Raw genomic sequence first — 22,539 nt, 5'->3', positions numbered from 1 at the left:
CTACACTGCATCGCTTTCGGAAAGCGGCGCCGTTCTGCCTTCCGATGCGCTCAGACGGGCAGCGTCGAGTACGGCCAGGGTCGCGATCGCTTCCTGAGCGGTGACCGGCGGTTCGCCACCGGTACGTACGGCTTCGGCGAACGCCTCGTAATAGGCATGGTAAGCGCCTTGCTCGGACGGTATCGGTTCGGCGCTGGCCTCTGTATTGAGTGTGCCCCAGCAATTCTCTGGCTCGTAGCCCCAGCCTTTCGGATCGTCGGCTGGACGTTTGCCGGCGAAGATCGCCTGCGCCTGCACGTCCGACCCATTCGAAACATAGCTGCCCTCCGACCCGTAAGCGCGCAACTCGCGGCTCGAAAGACGGTTGACCTTGCTTGCCGAAATATGGCTGTGCGCTCCGTTCTCATGCCGCAATGTCAGCACGAAACCGGCGTCGGTCTCTCCCTCTGAAAGCGTCACCATATCGAGTTGCGCATCGACGGAAACCGCTGGCCCGAGAAGCCAGAGCGCCTGATCGACGAGATGACTGCCGAGATCACGCAGGAGCCCACCGGTCGGCCCGGCCTCCAGCGTGGCGGGATCGTCGAAATCCATACGCGAATGCAGCCGCCAGACCTCGCCGATCTTCCCATCCTCGATCACTTTGCGGAGCGTTCGGATATCGGCGTCCCATCGCCGGTTGTGATAAACGCCGAGCGTGACGCCTCGCTCTTCGGCAGCGCGGGCCAGTGCGCGACCGCCTGGAGCATCCGGGGCGAAAGGCTTGTCCGCGATCACATGCACACCGGCCGCAATGGCTTCCAGCACGAGGTCACGGCGCGTCTGGGGCGGGGTCGTGATCGTCACCGCATCGACGCCAGCATCGAGCATCGCTTTCAGGCTGGGATAGATCGGCGTATTCGGCAGATCCGCCTGCACTTTGGCGACGGTCGCGGGCGCACGGGCGACGACCCCGGCGAGGCTGACGCCCTGCGCGGCCGCAATGAACGGCGCATGAAAATGCTGCCCGCCCGTTCCATATCCGACAACCCCGATCCGCATGATGGCTCTCTCCGCTCAGCGAATGATGGTGGCCTGAAGCGCATCGATGGATGATTGAATGCCGGCCTCGGTAGACATGGTGAAATCTTCCATCTCAAGGCTGACCCAGCCGTCATAACCCATCATGCCGACGATGGAGAAAAACTCCTTCCACCATTGCAGATCGTGGCCGGCGCCCACTGCGACATAGTTCCAGCTGCGATTGGCGACATCGGTGACATCCTTCAGTTCCAAAAGGCCGTTGACGTCGGCCAGGCCGCGCTCGATGCGGGTATCCTTGCCGTGAACGTGATGGATCGCATCGCCCAGCGCACGGGCGACGGCGATCGGACATGCGCCCTTCCAGAACAGATGCGAGGGATCGAGGTTCATGCCGACCTTGGAGCCGACCTCATTGCGCAGCCGGAACAGTGTTTCCGGGTTCCAGACGAGCATGGCGGAGAAGTTCTCCAGCGCGTATTTTTCCACGCCGGCTTCGTCGGCCAGCTTCACCAGATCATGCCAGAGCGGAAAAGCCCGGTCTTCCCATTGATAACGATCGCGCTCGGGCATCTCGTCCGGCCAGCTCTTCGTATAGACGAGCCAGTTCGGAACGATATCTCCGGGCGCCGCTTCCGGAAGACCGGACATGGTGACGATTTTCTTGACGCCGATCTCGCCAGCCAGGTGGACGGTTTCCTCCATCTCCTTGCGATGACGTTTGCCCATATCGCCCGGATCGAGCGGATTGGCCGAGCAGTTCAGCGCCGCGATCTCAAGACCGCGCGCCTCGATCTCCTTGAGCTTCGATTTCAGCAGGCCCTTGTCGGCCAGCAGTTCATCGGCCCGGAAATGCGGACCTTTCGACCAACCGCCTCCGGTCATTTCAATGCCTTCCACACCGAGTTCGACACATTTGTCGAGCATGTCGGTAAAGGAGAGGTCGCCCATCACGTCGGTGCAGATCGAGAGTTTCATCGTATTCGATTCCTAAAAGAGGGGCGCACCGAAGTGCGCCCCAGGGGGGAGGATCTTTATCGGTAGTCGATCCAGGCAGAGCCGCTTTCGGCCGAGCGGACACAGTTCTGGAGCCAGCGGACACCCTCGGTGCCCGCCTTAATGCCGGGGTAATGGTGTGTGCCGAGGAAGGCTTCGTCGCCACGCTTCTTCGCGTCGATCGCTTCGGCGATCCATAGATAGATGTTGGCCCAGCTGTCGCCGAGACCTTCGGTATGCAGAGCGCCCATGCGGTCGACCGCAAGGCTTTCGTCTTCCAGATAGGGCATGCCGTGATGCAGAACCTGCGCCGGTTCGCCCTGAATTTCGTAGATCAGCTCATTGGGCCGGCTGTCGCTCCATGAAACAGAGGCCTTCGAACCGACGAAGCGGTAGCGCTGGCTTCCCATATTGCCGGCATCGACCGAACTCACCCACAGACGGCCCCGCGCCCCATTGTCGTAATGCATCAGAACCGTTGCATGGTCTTCGAGCGGTTCGCGTGACGGTATGAACGCCTTGCGATCGCAGAGCAGCTTCTCGATCTTCAGATGAGGCAGCACGATCTCCGACAGGTAGTGGAGATGTGTGCCGATATCTCCAAGAACGAAGGTTGAACCCGATTTGGAAGGATCGGTTCGCCATTTCTGGGCTTCGGACGCATCGGTATCGTCGCCGGCGTTGAAGCCATGGGTATATTCCAGATCGACGATACGGATCTCGCCAAGCATGCCCTTCGCCACCATCGCGGCCATCTGATAGACCAGCGGATGGCCGGTATAACCATAAGTGACGCCGACAATCAGACCCTTCTCATCGGCGAGCCGAGCGATCTCGTCGCACTCTTCGACGGTGAAGAAGAGAGGCTTTTCGCAGATGACATGAATGCCGGCTTCGAGCAGAGCCTTTGTGATCTCGTAGTGGGTGAAATTGGGTGTGGCCACCGAAACGGCTTCCAACCCATCATCGCGGTCACGCTCGCCCGCGATCATCTCCTGATAGGTGGCATAACAACGGTCTGCATCGACTCCCAGACGAATGCCGAAATCGCGGCCGCGTTTGGCGTCGAGGTCGAACGCGCCGGCCACGAGCCGGTAATTGCCGTCCCGAAGCGCTCCGGTACGGTGCTTATAACCCACCTGGCCTGTCCGGCCGCCGCCGACCATGCCCCAGCGCAGAGGTCTGTCGAAGCTCTTTTCACCGTTGATCATGGCTTGGCTCCACTTCGGCCCGTTTCTTCAGGCGGCTTGCGCCATGCTCTGCGAATAAAGAGCCGGCTTATCGCGCATGGTGATCGCTTCGAGCTTGCCGGATGCGACGGCCCGCAATGCGGCGTCGGCGACGAGCGTCGCCGCATAACCGTCCCATGTGCTCGGTCCCGTTGCGGTGCCGTCGCCGGCGGCGACGATCCACTCCCGAAATTCCTGATCGTAAGCTTCGATAAAGCGCTCGCGCCAATCCGTCGGGATGAATTGTCTGATGCCGCTGGCGTCGGAGACGACGGGGGAGGGGCGGTTCGGCAGCGCGGCAACGCCGGTTTCGCAGCTCAGCTCGCCACGGATGTCATAGCCATAGGCAATGTTGACAGAGATCTCGACATCGACGATCGCACCACCTGCCATATGCAGCAGGACGAAATGCGGATCGCGTAGCTCACCGCCCTGACGTGACCGGCGGGGAAGGCGCACTTCGACACCCGCGATTTCGTCATCGAGAAGCCAGCGCGAAACATCGGCGTCATGCACCAGCGTATCGTTCAGCGGCATATCGGACGTGTAAAGCCCGGCGGGAACCGAGGCATTGCGATGAACGGAGTGGAACATCAGGGGCGCGCCGAGCGTGCCGCCATCGACGACTGCCTTGAGCCGGCGGTAATCCGCATCGAAGCGCCGCATAAACCCGACTTGCACGAGACGGCGGCCGTATCCGACCTCTGCTTCCATCACACGCATGGCCGACGCTTCGGATGTGACAAGAGGCTTTTCGCAGAAGACCGGCTTGCCGACAGCGATGCATTCCAGCAGCTGTTCTTCGTGTGCCGGTCCCCATGAGCAGATGACGATGGCATCGACCTTGTCCGACCGGATCAGCTCCTGCGGCGTATCGAATATCTCCGCGCCGGCAGGCGCGGCCGAAGCGGCGCGGCTGCTATCGATATCGTTCACCGCGACAACATCGACCCCGGAGAGAACTTTGGTCAGACGCCGAATATGATCCTGACCGATCATACCCGTGCCGATGACACCGATCCTGACAGTCATCTCACGCTTCCTGTTTGAAGTATTGATCGACAAGGCGCTGCATTTCGGAGCGCATGAAACGGCCGGACTCGTCCGCCTTCTCTTCCCAGGCAAAGACGCAGGCCGTCATGATCCCGTCGAAACCGATCTCCGCCAGCGTCTTGTAGAATTCGTCCCAGGGCACCTCGCCTTGCCCAATATTGAGATGCTGGTGAACGCGCGCCGTCGAACCGGGCGGATTGACGATATAGCGTAGGCCCGACGAGCCCTTGTGATTGAACGTGTCGGCAATATGCACATGCGCCAGCACATCGGCGCATTCACGCAGCATCGCCTTGGTGTCGTCCCCGAAATAAAAGGTATGCGGCGTGCAGTAGAGGAACTTCACCCGTTCGCTGTTCACCGTCCGGATGAGATCGACCGAGGGCTGAAGCGTCTCAACCCAGTCTTCCGGATGCGGCTCGATATGCAGATTGATGCCTTCCTTCTCGAAGATTGGCACGAGCTCTTCCATCGAGCGCCACCAGGCATCCTCACAGGCCTCGATCATCGATCCGGTGTGGCAGCAATAGCAGGTGCCCTTGTCGGGATGCGGACCGCGGCCGAACTCCGAATTCATTGTGTCGACGCCCATCTCAACAGCGATTTCGATGGCACGCTTCCAGTGCCGGACGGCAGCCTTGCGCTCTTCCTCGTCATTTGAGGCCCAGCGATACATCGGCAGTAGCGAGGCGATGCCGACATTGGCGTCGGAAAGAGCTTTCTTGAAGCTCTTTATCCGGTCCGGGAAAACCCGCGGCGCCTTGAACCATTCGAGAAAGTCGCCGCGTGGCGACAGCTCGATCCACTCATAGCCGAGCTCCGCCACCTTGGAAGGAATGTCCTCCAGCGGCAGGTGACGATGCATGTACGGGTCGAGGGCGATCTTCATGGGGTACGTCTCCAGATTCGATTGCTGAGGATCGGCGCATCTCACCTATCGGGGCGGACACGACGCGTTCGTCAGTGCGCGGGCGGCGGGGGGTGTCCCTCGTGGGTTTCCATGTGGCTTTCGATCTCGGTATCGAGGTCCGCCAAGGCTTCGCCGCCGGCCATCAGATCGGTGATCTCCTCTCGCGACTTCTCGCCGCGCATGAAGTTCGCTGCCAGAGCGCCGCGGATCAGAACGGCGAAATGGTCGCCGACCGCCATGGCGTGCGTCACCTGGTGCGTGATGAAGATCACGGCCAGCCCGCGCTTTTTGGCTTCCAGAACGATGCGCAGAACGTGCGATGCCTGCTTGACCCCGAGCGCGGCGGTCGGCTCGTCCAGAATAAGGACTCGCGCACCGAAATGGACGGCGCGAGCGATGGCCAGCGACTGGCGTTCACCGCCCGACAGGCCGCCGATCAGCCGGTCGCCATCGTCGATGCGGGTGATGCCGAATTCCTGCACCGCTTTGACCGCCGTCTCGTTGGCTGTCTTGCGATCGAAGATTCTGAACGGTCCGATCCGTTTGGTCGGCTCGACGCCGACAAAAAACGAGCGGCCGATGGTCATCAGCGGAAAGGTGCCGCCGAACTGGTGAACCGTCGCGATACCGCGATCGGCCGCGTCTTTCGGCCGTTCGAACGAGACCTTTTCGCCATCCATGAACATCTCGCCAGATGTCGGCTTGTGAACACCGGCAAGCGTCTTGATCAGTGTCGACTTGCCGGCGCCATTGTCGCCGAGAAGGCAGAGCACTTCGCCCGCATTCACCTTCAGGGAGATATCGTGCAGAACGTCGATCGGCCCGAAGGACTTGTTGACGTTGCGCAGTTCCAGAACCGCTGTTTTTTCGGTCATTTCGCTGACCCTCCCTTGTCCTTTTTCCGCGGCACGTAGTTCAGCGCCATGTTGCGAAAACGATTGTTCATCAGCACTGCGGCCAACAGCATCACGCCGATGATCAGGCTCGACCAGTTTCGATCGATGTCTGTGAAATCGATGCCCTTATTGACGATGGCGAAGGTTATGGTTCCGATGAATATGCCGGGAACCGACCCGAACCCGCCGGACAGCAGCACGCCGCCGACCACGACGCTGGCGATGATGTTGAAGATGTCGTTCATGCCGCCGGAAACCTGCGCCGAATTGAAGAGGATGGCGTGGCACATGCCGACGAAGGACGCCGATGTCGCGGTGAGCACGAAGAGCAGTATGGTAAAACGGTCCACCGGAATGCCGGCATTGCGGGCGCTGACCTTGTCGCCGCCCATGGCGAAGATCCAGTTTCCGAAACGGGATTGGTGCAGGATGAACCAGCCCAGTAGCGTGAAGGCAAGCCACCAGATGATCACGACTTGATGACTGCCGCCGAAGATAAGCTGGCCGAACAGCGTCTTGGCCCAGTCCGGCGCGCTCAGCGGCACAGAGGCGTTGCCGGTAAGAATGACGGAGCCCGCCAGCACGATGCCCTGCATGGCGATGAGCGTGCCTAACGTGATGATCAGCGTCGGCACGGTGGTGCGCACGGCGAGGACGCCATTGATGAGACCGACGATCACGCCGATTCCGAGCGCTCCCAGAATACCGAAGATGATCGGCAGCCCGTAATAGCCCGAGATGATGGCGGTCGCCATCGCGCCGGCCGGGATCATCGCGCCGATGGAAATATCGATCTCGCCGGAGATCATCAAAAGGCCGACGGGGATCGCAACGATGCCGATCCGAGCGGCGTAGTTGAGCCAGCTGGCGGCGCCGCCAAGCTTTTCGAGGTCTACGCCGCCGAAAATGAAGTAGAAGAGCAGCACGCCGATCAGGCTGAGGACCGAGGCAGTCGCCGGACGGCGTATAAAAGCCGACATGATATCCATCAAACCGTCCTCACTTCTTCTTTGTCGCGTAGCGCAGAGCGAGCGCCCGGAAACCGTCGTTGGAAAGCACGGCCGCCAGCAGCAACGCGCCGATGATGATCGACCCGATGTTGGAATCGAGCCCGGAGAAGAAGATCCCCTGGTTCACAACGGCGAAGGTCATCGTGCCGAGGACGATGCCGATAACCGACCCGGCGCCGCCAGTCAGGAGCACGCCGCCTATCACGACACACATGATCGAATTGAAGATGAAGGCCTGCCCGCCCGCGACCTGCGCGCTCTGATAGGTCATGAGCTGCGCGATACCGACGAAGGCGGCCGCCAGGCCTGAAAGTATGTAAAGGCCGACTGTGAGCTGTCTTGTCGGGATACCTGCATTGCGGGCTGTTTCACGGTCTCCGCCGATCGCGAAAACCCAGTTTCCCATCGGCGAGATGTGGAGGAAATAATAAAACGCGACGGCGAAGGCGATCCACCAGATGATCGAGACGTTGAACATGCCGTTGATGAAATGGCCCAGCAGGCTCTTGGTGATTGGATCGGGAACGTAGGAGACGCTCGTCGAACCCTTGATGAGGACGGCAAGACCGAGCGTCAGCCCCATCACGACAAACATCGTGCCGATCGTGACGATGAGAGATGGAATTGCCGTGCGGGTGACGAGAAAGCCGTTCACATAACCGACCAATGCGCCGACCCCGAGGCCGCCGAGTATGCCGACATAGGCGGGCCAGTCGTAATGGCCGGAGATGATGGCGGCCGTCATCGAGGCCGCCGGAACGATCGATCCGACCGAAATATCGAATTCGCCGGAGATCATCAGAAGGCCGACGGGCAGCGCAATGATTCCGACTTCGGCGGCAATATTCAGCCAGCTCGACCAGCCGGGCGCACCGATAAAAGCGGCGCCGCCGAAGGCTGCAAAAAAGATGTAGACCACGACCAGGCCGACGACCGATGCGGTCTCGGGTCTTATTGCGATCGCGCCCAGCGACATCCTGTTTGATCCACTTTTAGATGGCATTGATCGTCCGCCTATTCATTCATGCGCGACATGCCATAGGGCGCGCGCAATCAGGGGATTATGGGTGTTCGGGAGAGGCCGCACCGTCGAAGGGTGCGGGCGGCCTCTCTGTTAGCCGATATGCGGCATCGGAGCCGAAAGCCTTTCCGGCCCTAGCGGGCGCCTGCTTTGACGCCTTCGATCACGAGTTCGACATTGCTTGAGTCGACAACGCCAGGTCCGGTGAGGATTTCGCGCGTCGGGATCGTCACGCCGTAATTGACGTAGTTGTTGAGGATCGAAACAGCGAAGAAGCCTTGCTGGTAACCCTGCTGATCCACGGCGCAAGCCTGCGTACCCTGCTGGATGTTGTCCAGAATGGAGTCATCGAAGTTCATGCCGCAGACGAAAACCTGGCCAGACTTGCCGGCCTGGGCGATGCCGCTGACGGTGGCATTGGTGTCACCGCCGCCAATGGCGAACATCGCGTCAATGTCCGGATTCTGCAGCAGATGCGCGCGCACGGCCTGCGCCACAGCGGTTGCATTGCCATAGGCCGTCGCCGGAAGCTGCAGGACAGAGCCTTTGCCGCCTGTCGATTCAAGCCCATCGTTAAAGCCGCTACAGAAGGCTTCGATGTTGGCGGCGCCAGGCAGAGTGTTGACGCAGGCGCCGTTCTGATGACCGGCCTTGCCGAGATACTCGCCGCCGGCAAAGCCGGATTTGTAATCGACCGCGCCGACATAGTTCAACGCGCCGAGCTTGTCGGCCGCTTCGATGCCGCCGGCATTATAGATGACGAGTGGAATACCGGCATCGACAACCGCTTTGAAAGCGGGGTCCATTGCTTCGGGAACCCAGTCGGGACCGACAATGGCGTCAGCGCCCTGGTCGATGGCCTGGCGTATCAGCTCGGCGGCGTCCGGGCCGAGATTATCGTAGTTCTGCGGACCCAGCCAGGTGACCGAGCCGCCCTGTGCCTCAGCCACTTTGCCGGCGTCTTCGGCGCCCATCTTGACGCGCGACCAGAACGGATCGTCCGGCTTGCCGCCGACGACGAAGATGTTGGCTGCCATGACGGCGGTTGAAACGCACGCTGCAATGGCGGCGACAGAAACGGATGCCGCGATGCGGCTCAACTTTTTCATATGGAAATCCTCCATTGCCCCACCTCCCCGATGGGGCTTCAACAGCTGGACTCATATCGACGGCTTGAGTTTTTTGAAACAGGAAATAGTATGAAAGTTTCAGAAGTGTCAGAATATATCATTCATGATGACACATCAGTTCATGGAGGAAGGACTGAATGAACCGACCGACGATCGCCGATCTGGCGCGCGAGGCCGAAGTATCGGTATCGACCGTTAACCGTATTTTGAGCGGTACGGCGCCGGTACGCGGCACGACGATGCAGCGTGTGCAAAGCGCTGCCGAGAGGATCGGCTTCTATGGTCTGGGCGCCATCGAGGACCGGCTGCGCAAGACGGCGCCGAGTTACCGGCTGGGTTTTCTGCTGCAGCAATCCAACCGCGAGCTCTATCAGCTCTTCCGCAAGAAGATCGTCTCGGCTTGCCGCGAGCGGCGGGATGAGGTGATTGACCCACTGATCGATTTCGTCGATCTGCTGACGCCGGAAAACATTTCAGCCCGCCTTATGGCCCTCGGCAAGGAATGCGATGCCGTTGCGATCATCGCGGCCGATCATCCAATCATCGGGCAGACGATCGGCGCATTGCGGGAGATGGACAAGCCGGTGATCGCCTACATTACAGATCAGTCCGCGCCGGAGCGCGCGGCCTATGTCGGCGCGGATAACTGGAAGCTCGGACGCACGGCGGCATGGCTGATCGCGCAAACGACGACGGGGTCCGGGCGTATAGCGGTTTTCATAGGCAATCATCGCTATCAGTGCCAGGACGTCGCCGATGCCAGTTTCCGCTCCTACATGCGCGAACACGCACCGCGGCTCTTCGTCGAGGAAAGCCGCCCGACCCATGAGGAGTCCAGCGAGGCTTACAACATGGTGACGGAGCTGTTGGAAACGACCGAAGATTTGGTCGGGATATTGATTGTCGGTGGCGGCATATCCGGAATTCTCCGGGCTCTTCGACAGGCCCCGGAAGAAAAGCGCGCCAATATCCGGCTCGTTTGCCGGGATATCGGCCCCGAAACACGCAAGGGTCTGTCTGAAGGTTTGATTACGGCCGCTCTTTGCCACCCTCTTGAGGCCACGTCGGCGATGCTCGTGCAAACGATGATCGAGGAGATCGAACGCGACGGGCCGGGACCGACCACCCAGCGCACGGTTCCATTCGAGATCGTCACACCTGAGAACATCTGACCGGCGAGGCCCGGAGTCTCATGGTCATACCTCTCTCACGACAGGCGCTGCAGGAAGATGATGTTGTCTGTCACTGTCGCGGTTTGTCCATCCGGACCGTGTCCTGTCCGTGTGATAGGGCAGACACAGAGCCGTTTCCACGCGGCGACATCCAGTCCCATTTCGGTCAGAGTATCCTCTGCCGACGGGAAGCGCGTGTCTTCCGGCGACGACGACCAGGGAGCGCGAGATCCATGCCCGACGATAAGTATATGTCCGCCGGGGCGAACGGCTTCGGCCGCTCGGCTCAGAACCGCCGAGCGTGGCCAATTCTGCGGTGAGTGAAGAAAGCTGGCCGTGACCAGATCGAAAGCGCCGGACGGGCAGGATATGGCGAGATCATGTTCCTCGAAACGGATCTGCTCGCTCATCCCCGCGCGGCCGGCATTGGTGCTGGCATAGCCCAGTACCACCGAGGAAATATCGACGGCGGTGACATGCCAGCCCTGCCTGGCCAGCCAGATCGCATCGTCGCCCTTCGCGCAGCCAAGCTCCAGCGCATGGCCGGGCGTGAGGGGGCTGGCAAATTGCGCCAACGCAAGACCGGGCCTACCGGAAGTTTCGGGGGACGACTTCTCATAGCGTTCATTCCAGAACTGGGCGGGGGTTATCGTATCCATGGAAGGTTACCTCAGGCAGCGGGGATAAGGTCGGGATCGAAGATCAGCGAGCGATGCGCGGCGACGCCGGCCATCACGCCCGCTGCGGCCGCGCGGGTGGCGTTCGGCATCGGGCTGGCAAGGTCTCCAGCGGCAAAGACGCCCGGTACCGAGCTTGCCTGCATTGCATCCACCGCGAGATATGGGCCGGTCGGCCCGTCATTTACGGCGCAGCCCAGCTGCTCGGCGATATCACAGGCCGGTGCTGTTTGCGGCGCGACAAAAAGACCTGCAAGAGGCACGTTTCGTCCATCGGCGAGCCCGACATTCTCCAACGTTACGCCGGCGCCGTTCAATTCCGTGATGGGCGTCTCTTCAATTTTGATACCGCGCGATGTGAGCTGGCGAACCTGATCGTCGGACGGTTTGAAAGCGCCTTGAGTGAAAACGGTCGTAGGCCCCCATTCGGGGAGCATTATGGCCTGATGTAATGCCGTTTCGTCGCGCAGCAGAACGCCCATCGCCTGCCGGTCGAGTTCGTATCCGTGGCAGTAAGGGCAGTGCAGTACGCTTACGCCCCACCGTTCGCGAAGTCCCGGCAGGTCTGGTAGCGTATCGCTCACTCCGTAGGCGAGAATGACACGGCGCGCGGTCAGCGCGGTCCCGTCTGCCAGAGACACACGAAATCCTCCTCCCTCAAACGCAATCGAAACCGCTGCGTCCTTGCGGAAAGACACCGATGGATAGACTGCAAGTTCCGCGCGCAAGGCGGTCTGGATAGCTTGCGGACTGTTTCCGTCCTGGCCGGGAAAACCGTGCGAGGCATGTGTGAAGCGATTACGCGGCATACCCGTATCGAGCACAAGCACCTTTTTGCGTGCCCGTGACAGCTGCATGGCCGCGGAAAGCCCGGCAAAGCTTCCCCCGACGACGATGACGTCCTGATCCATGATCTTGCTCCTTCATGTATCACTATGAGTTACGTGATGCGGATCGCTATTGCAAGACATGAAACTTTAATTGTTGCGTGACTTCTGATAGCGTAGAACGAGCGCAGCCAAGAAAGCCTCCCGATGCCCCGCGATCTTCGTATGTCCCGTATGTTGCATGTCCTGATTCATATGGACCGGCATGTGGATCGGGTGACGTCCGACCAGATTGCCGGCATGATCTCGACGAATGCGGTGGTGGTGCGCCGGATGATGGCGGGCTTACGGGAAAAGGGAATCGTGACGTCTGAAAAAGGCCATGGCGGCGGCTGGCAGCTGGCGCGCGCTTTGACGGGTATCACTTTGCGCGATGTCTATGAGGCGGTTGGCTGCCCGCCTCTGTTCAACATCGGCCCGCAGGCGGACCCGGCGGAATGTCTGGTGGAAAAGGCGGTAGACGCAAGGCTCGAAGAGACGCTTCAGGCGGCAGAAGCCCGTCTGTTGGAGCAGTTCGATCAAATTGTAGTCGAAGATCTGGCGCAGGATTTTGAGCGTCGCTTTGCCGAACTTCGTGAGGGGGCCGTCGAACCGCAGGGCATGGCCTGCCATGCGAGTTAAACTTGCGCCGACAGATTGGCTCGGGCCTTCTTATCTGCGCGACGGACGATAGACCGTCCCGTCTCAACGCTGTGCGGCACTGAGGTTTGCGGCTGGGAGGAAATTACCGGCGCCCTTGTCGTCGTGACGCAGTTATAATCGCGCCTCGAATGTTTCGAGAAGCTGCCGGCCTGCTGGCCAGTCTGCAAGGCCGCTCTCCCCGTTCATATGCCCGCACGCGCCGATGTCGACGAAATCGCTTCCCCATGCTGCCGCGCAATCCTGCTGATAGGCCAAAGCGCCATATGGGTCATCGCTGCTCGCGACGATGAAGGAAGGAAACCGCAACTTCTCTTTGGGCGCATCTATGAAGCTATTGGCTTCGGCCTTGGGAAATTCCGTCGCGGCCGGATCGGGCACTGAAACCAGAAACGCGCCTTTGGCCCGGCGTGTCGACCTGACGCTCCAATGGGCGACCAGCAGGCAGGCGAGACTGTGAGCCACGAGCACTGGCGGCGAATTGGCAGCCGCGACAGCCTCGTCCAAAGCGATGCACCAGTCGTCAAGTTGCGGCTTATCCCAACTCGCCGGAGAAAATCGCCGCATGTGCGGCTCCTTCATTTCCCAAAATGTTTGCCAGTGCGTCGATCCTGAACCGCCGATGCCCGGCAGAATGATAAATTCGGTCATTGCTGCATCCCTTCAAGGCCGCAAAACTACCGGCTTGCCAAAGATCGGAGAATGCGAAACTATCGGGTAGTTGATGGTTTCTCCGATAAAATAAAGGTAGAATGGTGAGGCTTCCCTATCAGCCGGATGCGACCGACATAGCGATCATAGAGGAGTTGCAGCGGGACGGTCGCGTGTCGGTATCGGAACTAGGCCGTCGTATCGGCCTTTCCCAGCCTGCCACCACCGAGCGCGTGAAGCGGCTTGAGGAAAAGGGTGTTATATCCGGCTATCGCGCGGTCATCGATACACAACGGCTTGGCCTCGGAATGATCGCGATCATTCGGGTGCGCACCACTCATGAGCATATCGAACGCTGCCTCAAGCAGTTCAGTCAGATGCCTCAGGTGATCGAGGTTCATCGCCTGACGGGTGAGGACTGTTTCCATTTGAAAGTCGTTGTTCCAACCCCGGAAAAACTGGAAACCATCGTCGATGCCGTTGCGCGGTTTGGGTCGGTTACAACATCGGTCGTGCTGCGGTCCGAGCCGCTAAAGCCAATTGGCTCGGCGCTCATCAATTCTGCCGGATACTGATAGCGCGGTGGTTATAAAGCTTCATCGAAGCCGTCGGCCTCTTCACGGTCGCCTTCATAGCGTCGGCTAACGGCAAACTCTGGGAGCCAGGTTTCGCGCCGCACTGTCCAGCTTTCATAGGTTGGCGTCAGCCGGTCGGGCTCATCGAGCGATCCGAGATGAATTTCGATTTCATCGCCGCTACGAGCGAAGACCGACGAGCCGCAGCGCGGACAAAAGGACCGACCCTTATAGCTGCGCACCTCGCCATGGATCGTCACCGCCGCTTGGGGAAAGATGGCGGCCGCATAAAACAGCGCGCCATGGTGCTTGCGGCAATCGAGACAATGGCAGATGCCGACGCGATTGGGCTGGCCGGTCGCGGTAAAGCGGATATCCCCGCACAGACAGCCGCCGGTGAACCGATCCATAGTGCTCTTCCTGTTCTGATTGGCGGCTCGCTCTGATCCTAGCCGACAACCGGCGCGAGAAGAAGGCTGGTCTGGCTACTGGTCACGCCCGGAATTTCGCGGATTTCACGCAATACGCCATCGAAGCGGACAAGACTGTCGGTCCTGATCTCCACCACCAGATCCCACAAACCGTTTGTCGAATGAATGACTGAGATTTCGGGAATGCGGCGAAGCGTGCGGATGACCTCGCGCGACAATTTGCCCTGCAGCTCGATCATGGTGATGGCTTTAACCTCACCCTCCACATCGACATCGGTTTCAATGGTGAAGCGGCGGATACGTCCATTGCGGACCAGGCTTTCCAGTCGCGTTTTGACGGTTGCGCGGGATACGCCGATCGTGTGGGCAAGTTCGGTGATCGAGGCTCTGCTATTTGTTCTGAGCGCCGCCAGCAGCGTTCGATCGACCTCGCTCAGTTCCGCCATGCTCTTACCATTGTGTTCAGAAAATCCAGAAAAGAGTTAAAAGATGGAGTCAATTTGCGCAATTTATCATAGCAATTTTGCAGAGAAAACCGGCATGCTGTCCTTTCAATTGGAAGAGAGGCGGTAATGGAAAAGACCTGTGCCCTTATCGGCGCGCCCATCCAGTCCGGCGCGTCGCAGCCCGGATGCCTGATGGGACCGGCCAGTTTACGAACGGCAGGCCTCGCGGCGGCCCTGACAGGGCTCGGTTGGACGGTCACCGATCTGGGCGATATCGCCATTGATGAACCGACCCCGACGGATCATTCGAACCGTGCGATAAAGCGTCTGGCGGAGACCGCCGCCTGGATCGGGGCGGTCGAGAAGGCGGCGTTCGACGCGGCTGGAAATTATGACTTTCCGATCTTCCTGGGCGGCGATCACAGTATGTCGGCAGGGTCGGTCGCGGGCCTTGCGCGCCACGCCGCGCAAGGAGAAGGGCCGCTCTTCGTACTCTGGCTGGATGCTCATCCCGACCTGCATACGCTTGAGAGTACCGAAAGCGGACATTTGCACGGCACCTCGGTCGCCTATTTCACAGGCCGGCCCGACTGCGAAGGCTATCCGCCATTAGCCGTGCCCGTTCCGCCGGAACAAGTCTGTTTCATGGGGTTGCGCTCTGTCGACGATGCGGAGCGACGCCGGATCGCCTCCGATGGTTTCGAGGCCTACGATATGCGCGCCATCGACGAGATGGGCGTCTTGTCTCCACTACGCACGTTTCTCGACCGGGTTATTGCCGCCAATGGCATTCTGCATGTCAGCCTCGATGTCGATTTTCTCGATCCGTCCATCGCCCCGGCTGTTGGGACCACCGTTCCGGGCGGCGCTACCTTTCGCGAAGCGCATCTCATCATGGAGACGCTGCACGATAGCGGACTGGTCCGTTCGCTGGATCTGGTCGAACTCAACCCGTTTCTCGATGAGCGCGGCCGGACAGCCGAGCTCATGACCGACCTGGCGGCGAGCCTGTTCGGCCGGCACATCTTCGACCGCCCGACAAGGAGCATGCGATGAGCATTCTTGAACCGTCTGCCTTGGCGCATGTGCCGTTCGTCAGCGTCGAGAACATGATGCGGCTCGTCAACGATGTCGGTGTCGAGGCCTTCATAGGCGAATTGGCCGAGTATATCGAAAACGATTTCAAACGCTGGCCCGAATTCGACAAAATTGCGCGCGTGGCCAGCCATTCGCGCGATGGCGTGATCGAATTGATGCCTGTCGCGGATGCAGACTATTACGGATTCAAATACGTCAATGGACACCCGAATAATGTCCGCGATGGCTACCAGACCGTGACAGCCTTCGGCGTATTTTCCTCCGTCGCGACCGGCTATCCATTGCTGCTCACCGAAATGACGATGCTCACCGCCCTTCGTACGGCCGCCACGTCCGCCCTGGTCGGCCGTTATCTCGCTCCTGCGGGTGCGGACACCATGGCGCTGATCGGCAATGGCGCGCAGTGCGAATTTCAGGCGCTCGCCTTCCGGACGATCTGCGGGATCGAGACCGTGCGGCTTTACGATATCGACCCGGCCGCCACCGCCAAGGCGGCGGAAAACCTGAAGGCCGTTGGCTTCAACGTGACCGCCTGTGAAACCGCGGAAGCCGCAGTCGAAGGCGCGCAGATCATCACCACCTGCACGGCCGACAAGCAGTATGCCACCATCCTGACAGACAACATGGTCGGCGCGGGGATTCACATCAACGCGATCGGCGGGGACTGCCCGGGCAAAACGGAACTGCAGCGAGACATTCTCCTGCGGTCGGACATTTTCGTCGAGTTTCCACCCCAGACCCGAGTGGAAGGAGAAATTCAGCAGCTCGATGAGGACCATTCGGTAACGGAGCTTTGGCAGGTAATGCGCGGCGAGGTCGGTGGCCGGACAAGCGACGCGCAGATCACCCTGTTCGACAGTGTCGGCTTTGCCATCGAGGATTTCAGCGCGCTTCGCTTCCTTCTGGAGAAAACCGCCGACACCGACTATTGCGTCAAGCTCGACCTGTTGGCCGATCCTGACGATCCGCGCGATCTTTTCGGGATGCTGCGGCGCGCCGCTCCCGAAGCGGCCTGACGCTCATCGATTGCAACGTCAGACCTCATCCCGATTACGGGACTGCAAATGACGCTCCCAGCGGAGCGCATCTTCCACAATGCCGGTCAGATCGTCATGCGCCGGTTGCCAGTTCAGTTCCTGACGCGCCTTGGAAGGATCGGCGACGATGCTGGCGGCATCGCCCGGCCGGCGCGGTCCCATAGACCGTTGGATCGGATTGCCCGCCACCCGATCGACTGTATCGAGCACTTCGCGCACGGAAAAGCCGTGGCCATAACCGAGATTGGCTGTGAGGCTTTCGCCGCCTTCGCGCAATCGGTCGAGGGTCAGAAGATGGGCGGCGACCAGATCGGTGACGTGAATATAGTCGCGAACGCACGTGCCATCGGCTGTCGGATAATCGTCGCCGAAGATTTCGATGCCATCGCGCTTCCCGCAGGCGGCTTCCGCCGCGACCTTGATAAGGTGTGTGGCGCCTTTGGCGGATTGGCCCGTCCGCCCCTTCGGATCGGCCCCGGCGACATTGAAATAGCGCAGTACGCCATAGCGGATGGGATCCGCTTTGGCGGCGTCCGCCAGCATGATCTCGGTCATCAGCTTACTGGAGCCATAAGGCGATTCCGGCCGCAGCGGCGCATCCTCCGCCACAGGTTCTGCGCCCACCGAACCGTAAACGGCGGCGGTTGACGAGAAAACGAAATGCGGTATGCCGGCGCGCACCGCGCATTCGATCAGCCCGCGCGATTTGACGGTGTTATTCTCATAATAGGAGAGGGGATCGGCGACCGATTCCGGCACCACGATCGACCCGGCGAAATGCATGATCGCGTCGAACCGACCGCCATTGAGAAGCGCTGACAGTTTTTCCGTATCGCCGATATCGGCGACAACCAAATCGGCTGCAGGTGGAACCAGCCATTCGAAACCGGTCGAAAGCCTGTCGATGACGGTGACGTCTTCGCCACGGTCGATCAGGGCATTGGCCGCATGGCTTCCGATATAGCCGGCTCCGCCGGTTACAAGAACTCTTCCGCCCATCTGTCAGCCCCGTATTCGTGTCGTCACAGGGCGAATATTATATCGGCGCCGTCACCAACTGATTAAGTGTGAGCGGCGCCGATATATGAGCATTACCGGTATTATTCCCCGGTCTTGGCTCCGTCCGGATCGAATGTCGCCAGATAGGCCAGAACGTCAGCGATCTGCTCTTCTTTCTTGAGGCCGGCAAAAGCCATCTTCGTGCCTTTCACGACCTTACGCGGAGCGGCAAGGTAAGCGGTCAGATGTTCGACATCCCAGACCTTGTCTTCGCCATATGCGATCATGGCGTCGGAATATTTGAAATCCTCATGAGAGCCGGGCTTCCTGCCGAACAGATCGTTTAGTTCCGGGCCTACCTTGTTTTTGGCGCCTTCGCCTACGGCATGGCAAGCCTTGCAACGATTAAAGACTTTCTCTCCGGCTGCGGCGTCGCCCGTCAAATCCTGCGCATTTGCGTTTGCAATCAACGCGCCTGTCGACAAAGCAATCGCCGTAAGAAGTTTAATCATGATTAGTTTCCTCAAGAAGTCTTGCACTCGCAATGAGTGTAAAGGACGTTCCAACAATAACTAGTGGCCTTTAGACGAGGCTCCATGCCTTGATCGAAATCAAGAATTGATGAGCCATCGTCTTCCGAAGCCGTTGCAACGCTCAATCACGATGAGCAGGATTGATCGGTTCCGAGCCGACGGGTGAGAGAGGCGCATGCGGCCCGTCATCCTCACCTGGAACAGCGATCAGGGGCAGCGCCCGGCGAACGAGATCGCGCGCCGGTAAATCGGGATCGGCTGTCATCGCGACGAGAAACTGCTGTCGCATGCGTGGATCCCAGAAATCGTTGATATGCGCGGCCAGACCCTCCAGCGCCTCATCGTCAGACGGCTTGCTCTCCATGAACAGGCTGATCTGATTGGCCATGCGGACGAGCTTATCGGCTTGCATGGTTTGGCACCTCGTTAACGACAGGATCGGGATGGATGCGCTCGGGATGAGTGAAAACCTCAAAGCGCGATCCACGCGCCAGACCCACCACCGTCAGGCCGCTCTGTTCCGCCAGATCGAGCGCCGATGCCGTCGGCGCTGAAACGGCGATCAGGATCGGGCAGCCGGCGCGCAGCGCCTTCTGCACCATATCGATGGAAACGCGGGACGTGATCAGGATTGCGCCACTTACCGCATCGATACCGTCCGCAATCATCGCGCCAACCAGCTTGTCAAGCGCGTTGTGACGCCCGACATCTTCGCGCGCCAGAATGATGCCTTTCGCCGGCTGATAAAACGCCGCCCCATGCACGGCGCGGGTCGTATCGTGCAAAGGCTGAAAGGTCGGTAGGAGTGTCATCGCACGAGGAATATCGCCTGTCGCCAAGGCCGGACCTTCAATGGCGGCAACCGATGGCGATGTCGCCATGGCGACTTCCAGACTTTCAATCCCGCAGAGGCCGCAGCCGACCGGACCGGTCATCGAACGTCGCCGCGCGGCAAAGCGGGCATCGGCGGTCTCTTCCAGTCGGATTTGCAGGTCGATCCCGTGCTCGGTCTCGATCACCTCGATGGCTTCGATCTCATCGGGATGCGCCAATCCCTCGGTGACAAGGAAGCCGGTGGCGAAATCGGACAGGTTCGCCGGTGTTCCCATCATGACGGCCTGCGTCGTCCCGTTGCAGGTAAGCGCAATGGCGACTTCTTCCGGCAGATCGTGCCGGCGCGGGGCGGCCTGCATCTCTGTATCGAAGGCTGTGCTATGCCAATTGCGCCAACTATCCATCGTAGGTTTATTCAGCCGCCTGAATGATCCGCCGCGACGCCTCGGAGTGGTCGGAATAGTCGTCCTGCCAGGCGGATGGGCCGTTGGACGGGGCCACCTGCACCGCCGTAACCTTATATTCGGGGCAATTGGTTGCCCAGTCCGAATTGTCGGTCGTGACCACGTTGGCCTGTGTGTCGGGGTGATGGAAGGTCGTATAGACCACGCCCGGCGAAACCCGGTCCGTGATGGTTGCGCGCAGCGTCGTTTCGCCGGCGCGGGAGGCGAGGCGTACCCAGTCGCCTTCGCGTACACCGCGATTTTCGGCGTCGTGCGGGTGGATCTCCAGCACGTCCTGGTCGTGCCAGATCGTATTGGCCGTCCGCCGCGTCTGGGCGCCGACATTGTATTGGCTCAGAATACGGCCCGTGGTCAGAAGAAGCGGGAAGCGCGGCCCGGTTTTCTCTTCCGTCGCCACATAGTCGGTGCGGATGAAGCGGCCCTTGCCGCGCACGAAACCATCGACATGCATCATCGGCGTGCCTTCGGGGTGGGTCTCGTTGCAGGGCCACTGCACCGAACCCTTTTTATCCAGCAGATCGTAGGTGACATTGGCGAACGAAGGGGTCGTTGCCGCGATTTCGGCCATAATCTCCTGGGGATGGCCATAGGTCCAGTTGGCGCCCATCGCGTTGGCCAGCATCTGCGTCACTTCCCAGTCGGCATAGCCGGCCTTGGGCGCCATGACCCGGCGAACGGGATTGATGCGCCGTTCCGCATTGGTGAAAGTGCCGTCCTTTTCCAGAAAGGACGAACCAGGAAGGAAAACATGGGCGTAGTTCGACGTCTCGTTCAGGAAAAGATCGTGAACGATAACGCAATCCATGGCCGAGAGAGCCGCGACGACGTGTCGCGTGTCGGGGTCGGACTGGACGATGTCCTCGCCCTGGCAATAGAGCCCGCCAAACGAGCCGTCGAGCGCCGCGTCGAACATGTTTGGAATGCGCAGCCCCGGTTCCGGATCGATTTCGACGCCCCATTGCTGCTCGAAGATCTGCCGCACATCGGTGTTCTTCACATGACGGTATCCCGGCAGTTCATGCGGGAAGGAGCCCATGTCGCACGAGCCCTGCACGTTGTTCTGGCCGCGCAACGGATTGACGCCAGCCCCCTCCTTGCCGACATTTCCGGTCAGCATGGCGAGGTTGGCGATGCCGATGACGGTGGTCGAACCCTGGCTGTGCTCCGTCACGCCGAGACCGTAATAGATCGCGGCATTACCGCCCGTGGCGTAGAGCCGCGCGGCAGCGCGCAACTCCTCGGCCGGTACGCCCGTTAGCGCTTCGACGGCTTCCGGCGAATGGCGCGGATCTTTCACGAATTCGACGTAATCGGCGAAAGCGTCCGTATCGCAGCGCTCGTCGATATAGGCCTGATCCTGCAAATTCTCTGTTACGATGACATGCGCCATGGCTGTGACGACCGCGACATTGGTGCCGGGCCGTAGCGGCAGATGATGGGCCGCTTTCACATGTGGCGTCTTGACCAGATCGATGCGACGAGGATCGACGACGATAAGCTTCGCGCCTTCCCTCAGTCGTTTCTTCAGCCGGCTGGCAAAGACGGGATGACCATCGGTCGGATTGGCTCCGATGACGAGCACGACATCGGCCTGCTCGACCGAGTCGAAATCCTGCGTACCCGCCGAAGTGCCGTAAGTCTGGCCGAGGCCATAACCGGTCGGCGAGTGGCAGACGCGCGCGCAGGTATCGGTGTTGTTGTTGCGGAATACAGCCCGAGCCAGCTTCTGAACGAGATAAGTTTCTTCGTTCGTGCAGCGGCTCGACGTGATGACGCCGATGGAGCGCCGGCCTTTCTTTTCCTGAACCGCTTTCAAACGGCTTGCCGCGAAAGAAAGAGCCTCGTCCCACGAAACCTCGCGCCAGGGTTCTTCGATCCTATCGCGAATCATGGGCGAAAGGATGCGGTCCTTGTGTTCGGCATAGCCATAGGCGAAGCGGCCCTTCACGCAGCTATGGCCACGATTGGCCTGTCCGTCCTTGTAGGGCACCATGCGGACGAGTTCACCGCCGCGCATTTGCGCCTCGAATGAGCACCCGACACCGCAATAGGCGCAGGTCGTGACAACGCTCCGTTCGGGTGTTCCGGTTTCGACGACGCTTTTCTCGATCAACGTGGCGGTTGGGCAGGCCTGGACACAGGCGCCGCAGGACACGCATTCGGACGACAGAAAATCATCGAAGGACGCGCCGGCGGAAACGCGGCTGTCCCAACCGCGCCCGGCAATCGTCAGCGCAAAGGTACCCTGCACCTCTTCGCAGGCGCGTACGCACCGCGAACAAACGATGCATTTGGACGGATCGTAATCGAAATAAGGGTTCGAGGCATCCTTCGGCAGATAATATGGATTGTGCTCGCCGGTATTGTTACGGACGGCGAAGTGGTTGCCCTTTTCGGCAACGGTATCGTAGCGGACATCGCGAAGGCCGACCGCGCCGGCCATGTCCTGCAATTCGCAATCGCCATTGGCGGCGCAGGTCAGGCAGTCCAGCGGGTGGTCGGAGATGTAGAGCTCCATCACACCCTTGCGCAGCTTCTTCAGCCGCTCGGTCTGAGTCTTGACCTTCATGCCCTCGGCGACCGGCGTCGTGCATGAGGCGGGCGTACCGGGCCGGCCCTCGATCTCGACGAGGCACATCCGGCAGGAGCCGAATGCGTCGAGCATGTCGGTGGCGCAGAGTTTCGGCACCTTGATCTTTGCTTCGGAAGCGGCCCGCATGATCGAGGTGCCGGCCGGTACGCTCACTTCCATGCCGTCGACGCTGAGGGTAACCATCGTCTCGGCCGAGCCGCGTTTGGTTCCATGATCGTCGGTAAGCGAAAGAGGAATC

Annotated in this window: 24 protein-coding genes; 5 read left to right on the top strand and 19 right to left on the bottom strand. The window is 60.2% G+C overall.

Annotated elements, in window-relative coordinates; translation table 11 throughout:
- The 9 genes from NIM86_RS06445 to NIM86_RS06405 form a co-directional block, all read right to left on the bottom strand.
- Entirely contained in the window at positions 1-1,041 is a 1,041-nt protein-coding gene (locus NIM86_RS06445) for a Gfo/Idh/MocA family protein (protein WP_253380150.1), read from the bottom strand.
- 15 nt (positions 1,042-1,056) lie between these two features.
- A complete protein-coding gene (locus tag NIM86_RS06440) occupies positions 1,057-1,998 on the bottom strand; it encodes a sugar phosphate isomerase/epimerase (protein WP_253380149.1) in 942 nt (313 codons plus the stop codon).
- Positions 1,999-2,054: 56 nt separating this feature from the next.
- On the bottom strand, positions 2,055-3,227 hold the full coding sequence (locus NIM86_RS06435; RefSeq protein ID WP_253380148.1) for a Gfo/Idh/MocA family protein: 1,173 nt from the start codon (positions 3,225-3,227) through the stop codon (positions 2,055-2,057).
- Positions 3,228-3,254: 27 nt separating this feature from the next.
- Positions 3,255-4,277, bottom strand: coding sequence for a Gfo/Idh/MocA family oxidoreductase (locus NIM86_RS06430; protein WP_253380146.1), 1,023 nt, complete (start codon positions 4,275-4,277; stop codon positions 3,255-3,257).
- Position 4,278: 1 nt separating this feature from the next.
- Complete coding sequence (locus NIM86_RS06425; RefSeq protein WP_253380144.1) at positions 4,279-5,187, bottom strand: sugar phosphate isomerase/epimerase family protein; 909 nt, start codon at positions 5,185-5,187, stop codon at positions 4,279-4,281.
- Between the two features lie 71 nt (positions 5,188-5,258).
- Positions 5,259-6,083: an ATP-binding cassette domain-containing protein gene (locus NIM86_RS06420; RefSeq protein WP_253380142.1), complete on the bottom strand. Its 825-nt coding sequence runs from the start codon at positions 6,081-6,083 to the stop codon at positions 5,259-5,261.
- On the bottom strand, positions 6,080-7,084 hold the full coding sequence (locus NIM86_RS06415) for an ABC transporter permease (protein WP_371872855.1): 1,005 nt from the start codon (positions 7,082-7,084) through the stop codon (positions 6,080-6,082). The genes NIM86_RS06420 and NIM86_RS06415 overlap by 4 nt, the downstream gene beginning before the upstream one ends.
- Before the next feature lie 19 nt (positions 7,085-7,103).
- Positions 7,104-8,090, bottom strand: coding sequence for an ABC transporter permease (locus NIM86_RS06410; RefSeq protein ID WP_253380138.1), 987 nt, complete (start codon positions 8,088-8,090; stop codon positions 7,104-7,106).
- A 179-nt stretch (positions 8,091-8,269) separates the two neighbouring features.
- Positions 8,270-9,244 (bottom strand): substrate-binding domain-containing protein, encoded by a 975-nt coding sequence (locus NIM86_RS06405; RefSeq protein WP_253380136.1) that lies wholly within the window; start codon positions 9,242-9,244, stop codon positions 8,270-8,272.
- 158 nt (positions 9,245-9,402) lie between these two features.
- Here NIM86_RS06405 and NIM86_RS06400 point away from each other — a divergent pair, with 158 nt between their 5' ends.
- The gene (locus tag NIM86_RS06400) at positions 9,403-10,437 is read left to right on the top strand and encodes a LacI family DNA-binding transcriptional regulator (protein ID WP_253380134.1); all 1,035 of its coding nucleotides are present in this window, start codon (positions 9,403-9,405) and stop codon (positions 10,435-10,437) included.
- Positions 10,438-10,472: 35 nt separating this feature from the next.
- On the opposite strand, the gene NIM86_RS06395 is transcribed toward NIM86_RS06400, so the two are convergent.
- Together NIM86_RS06395 and NIM86_RS06390 are read right to left on the bottom strand one after the other, a co-directional pair.
- Positions 10,473-11,096, bottom strand: coding sequence for a bifunctional 2-polyprenyl-6-hydroxyphenol methylase/3-demethylubiquinol 3-O-methyltransferase UbiG (locus tag NIM86_RS06395; protein WP_253380132.1), 624 nt, complete (start codon positions 11,094-11,096; stop codon positions 10,473-10,475).
- Between the two features lie 11 nt (positions 11,097-11,107).
- Positions 11,108-12,025, bottom strand: coding sequence for an NAD(P)/FAD-dependent oxidoreductase (locus tag NIM86_RS06390; RefSeq protein ID WP_253380130.1), 918 nt, complete (start codon positions 12,023-12,025; stop codon positions 11,108-11,110).
- Between the two features lie 123 nt (positions 12,026-12,148).
- Between NIM86_RS06390 and NIM86_RS06385 the strand changes: the two genes are divergently transcribed.
- Positions 12,149-12,622 carry an Rrf2 family transcriptional regulator gene (locus tag NIM86_RS06385; protein WP_253380128.1) on the top strand — a complete coding sequence of 158 codons (474 nt, stop codon included), beginning with the start codon at positions 12,149-12,151 and terminating at the stop codon, positions 12,620-12,622.
- Between the two features lie 132 nt (positions 12,623-12,754).
- Here NIM86_RS06385 and NIM86_RS06380 read toward each other — a convergent pair whose 3' ends face one another.
- Positions 12,755-13,291 (bottom strand): alpha/beta hydrolase, encoded by a 537-nt coding sequence (locus NIM86_RS06380; RefSeq protein ID WP_253380126.1) that lies wholly within the window; start codon positions 13,289-13,291, stop codon positions 12,755-12,757.
- Between the two features lie 101 nt (positions 13,292-13,392).
- Here NIM86_RS06380 and NIM86_RS06375 point away from each other — a divergent pair, with 101 nt between their 5' ends.
- Positions 13,393-13,866, top strand: a complete 474-nt coding sequence (locus NIM86_RS06375; RefSeq protein WP_253380124.1) for an Lrp/AsnC family transcriptional regulator — start codon at positions 13,393-13,395, stop codon at positions 13,864-13,866.
- A gap of 11 nt (positions 13,867-13,877) precedes the next feature.
- Here NIM86_RS06375 and NIM86_RS06370 read toward each other — a convergent pair whose 3' ends face one another.
- Positions 13,878-14,276 (bottom strand): GFA family protein, encoded by a 399-nt coding sequence (locus NIM86_RS06370; RefSeq protein ID WP_253380122.1) that lies wholly within the window; start codon positions 14,274-14,276, stop codon positions 13,878-13,880.
- A 38-nt stretch (positions 14,277-14,314) separates the two neighbouring features.
- The gene (locus NIM86_RS06365) at positions 14,315-14,743 is read right to left on the bottom strand and encodes an Lrp/AsnC family transcriptional regulator (RefSeq protein WP_253380120.1); all 429 of its coding nucleotides are present in this window, start codon (positions 14,741-14,743) and stop codon (positions 14,315-14,317) included.
- Between the two features lie 126 nt (positions 14,744-14,869).
- On the opposite strand from NIM86_RS06365, the gene rocF reads away from it, so the two are divergent.
- Both rocF and NIM86_RS06355 read left to right on the top strand, forming a co-directional pair.
- Positions 14,870-15,799, top strand: a complete 930-nt coding sequence (gene rocF / locus NIM86_RS06360; protein ID WP_253380118.1) for an arginase — start codon at positions 14,870-14,872, stop codon at positions 15,797-15,799.
- Positions 15,796-16,857, top strand: a complete 1,062-nt coding sequence (locus NIM86_RS06355) for an ornithine cyclodeaminase (protein ID WP_253380116.1) — start codon at positions 15,796-15,798, stop codon at positions 16,855-16,857. Before rocF ends, NIM86_RS06355 begins: the two co-directional genes overlap by 4 nt.
- Positions 16,858-16,875: 18 nt before the next feature.
- Here NIM86_RS06355 and galE read toward each other — a convergent pair whose 3' ends face one another.
- The 5 genes from galE to fdhF all read right to left on the bottom strand — a co-directional run bounded on the left by galE (position 16,876) and on the right by fdhF (position 22,538).
- Complete coding sequence (gene galE, locus NIM86_RS06350) at positions 16,876-17,877, bottom strand: UDP-glucose 4-epimerase GalE (protein ID WP_253380114.1); 1,002 nt, start codon at positions 17,875-17,877, stop codon at positions 16,876-16,878.
- Positions 17,878-17,978: 101 nt separating this feature from the next.
- Positions 17,979-18,389: a cytochrome c family protein gene (locus NIM86_RS06345; RefSeq protein ID WP_253380112.1), complete on the bottom strand. Its 411-nt coding sequence runs from the start codon at positions 18,387-18,389 to the stop codon at positions 17,979-17,981.
- Positions 18,390-18,531: 142 nt separating this feature from the next.
- Entirely contained in the window at positions 18,532-18,822 is a 291-nt protein-coding gene (locus NIM86_RS06340) for a formate dehydrogenase subunit delta (protein ID WP_253380110.1), read from the bottom strand.
- Entirely contained in the window at positions 18,809-19,648 is an 840-nt protein-coding gene (gene fdhD / locus NIM86_RS06335) for a formate dehydrogenase accessory sulfurtransferase FdhD (protein ID WP_253380108.1), read from the bottom strand. Before fdhD ends, NIM86_RS06340 begins: the two co-directional genes overlap by 14 nt.
- A 7-nt stretch (positions 19,649-19,655) precedes the next feature.
- Positions 19,656-22,538 carry a formate dehydrogenase subunit alpha gene (fdhF, locus tag NIM86_RS06330; RefSeq protein WP_371872854.1) on the bottom strand — a complete coding sequence of 961 codons (2,883 nt, stop codon included), beginning with the start codon at positions 22,536-22,538 and terminating at the stop codon, positions 19,656-19,658.
- Position 22,539 lies beyond the last annotated feature (1 nt).

The organism is Notoacmeibacter sp. MSK16QG-6 (assembly GCF_024158145.1).
GTDB lineage: Bacteria > Pseudomonadota > Alphaproteobacteria > Rhizobiales > Rhizobiaceae > Notoacmeibacter.
Note: the sequence above shows the minus strand (reverse complement) of the source record. Positions and strands in the feature narration are given on the sequence as shown.

Excerpts from the sequence above, each read along its gene's own strand:
- NIM86_RS06420 (WP_253380142.1), bottom strand. The coding sequence starts at position 6,083 with ATGACCGAAAAAACAGCGGTTCTGGAACTGCGCAACGTCAACAAGTCC.
- NIM86_RS06340 (WP_253380110.1), bottom strand. The coding sequence starts at position 18,822 with ATGCAAGCCGATAAGCTCGTCCGCATGGCCAATCAGATCAGCCTGTTC.
- NIM86_RS06400 (WP_253380134.1), top strand. The coding sequence starts at position 9,403 with ATGAACCGACCGACGATCGCCGATCTGGCGCGCGAGGCCGAAGTATCG.
- NIM86_RS06380 (WP_253380126.1), bottom strand. The coding sequence starts at position 13,291 with ATGACCGAATTTATCATTCTGCCGGGCATCGGCGGTTCAGGATCGACG.
- NIM86_RS06345 (WP_253380112.1), bottom strand. The coding sequence starts at position 18,389 with ATGATTAAACTTCTTACGGCGATTGCTTTGTCGACAGGCGCGTTGATT.
- NIM86_RS06355 (WP_253380116.1), top strand. The coding sequence starts at position 15,796 with ATGAGCATTCTTGAACCGTCTGCCTTGGCGCATGTGCCGTTCGTCAGC.
- NIM86_RS06445 (WP_253380150.1), bottom strand. The coding sequence starts at position 1,041 with ATGCGGATCGGGGTTGTCGGATATGGAACGGGCGGGCAGCATTTTCAT.
- NIM86_RS06440 (WP_253380149.1), bottom strand. The coding sequence starts at position 1,998 with ATGAAACTCTCGATCTGCACCGACGTGATGGGCGACCTCTCCTTTACC.
- galE (WP_253380114.1), bottom strand. The coding sequence starts at position 17,877 with ATGGGCGGAAGAGTTCTTGTAACCGGCGGAGCCGGCTATATCGGAAGC.
- NIM86_RS06430 (WP_253380146.1), bottom strand. The coding sequence starts at position 4,277 with ATGACTGTCAGGATCGGTGTCATCGGCACGGGTATGATCGGTCAGGAT.
- NIM86_RS06390 (WP_253380130.1), bottom strand. The coding sequence starts at position 12,025 with ATGGATCAGGACGTCATCGTCGTCGGGGGAAGCTTTGCCGGGCTTTCC.
- NIM86_RS06410 (WP_253380138.1), bottom strand. The coding sequence starts at position 8,090 with ATGTCGCTGGGCGCGATCGCAATAAGACCCGAGACCGCATCGGTCGTC.
- NIM86_RS06370 (WP_253380122.1), bottom strand. The coding sequence starts at position 14,276 with ATGGATCGGTTCACCGGCGGCTGTCTGTGCGGGGATATCCGCTTTACC.
- NIM86_RS06415 (WP_371872855.1), bottom strand. The coding sequence starts at position 7,084 with ATGTCGGCTTTTATACGCCGTCCGGCGACTGCCTCGGTCCTCAGCCTG.
- NIM86_RS06425 (WP_253380144.1), bottom strand. The coding sequence starts at position 5,187 with ATGAAGATCGCCCTCGACCCGTACATGCATCGTCACCTGCCGCTGGAG.
- fdhD (WP_253380108.1), bottom strand. The coding sequence starts at position 19,648 with ATGGATAGTTGGCGCAATTGGCATAGCACAGCCTTCGATACAGAGATG.
- NIM86_RS06405 (WP_253380136.1), bottom strand. The coding sequence starts at position 9,244 with ATGAAAAAGTTGAGCCGCATCGCGGCATCCGTTTCTGTCGCCGCCATT.
- NIM86_RS06365 (WP_253380120.1), bottom strand. The coding sequence starts at position 14,743 with ATGGCGGAACTGAGCGAGGTCGATCGAACGCTGCTGGCGGCGCTCAGA.
- NIM86_RS06395 (WP_253380132.1), bottom strand. The coding sequence starts at position 11,096 with ATGGATACGATAACCCCCGCCCAGTTCTGGAATGAACGCTATGAGAAG.
- NIM86_RS06375 (WP_253380124.1), top strand. The coding sequence starts at position 13,393 with ATGGTGAGGCTTCCCTATCAGCCGGATGCGACCGACATAGCGATCATA.
- NIM86_RS06385 (WP_253380128.1), top strand. The coding sequence starts at position 12,149 with ATGCCCCGCGATCTTCGTATGTCCCGTATGTTGCATGTCCTGATTCAT.
- NIM86_RS06435 (WP_253380148.1), bottom strand. The coding sequence starts at position 3,227 with ATGATCAACGGTGAAAAGAGCTTCGACAGACCTCTGCGCTGGGGCATG.
- rocF (WP_253380118.1), top strand. The coding sequence starts at position 14,870 with ATGGAAAAGACCTGTGCCCTTATCGGCGCGCCCATCCAGTCCGGCGCG.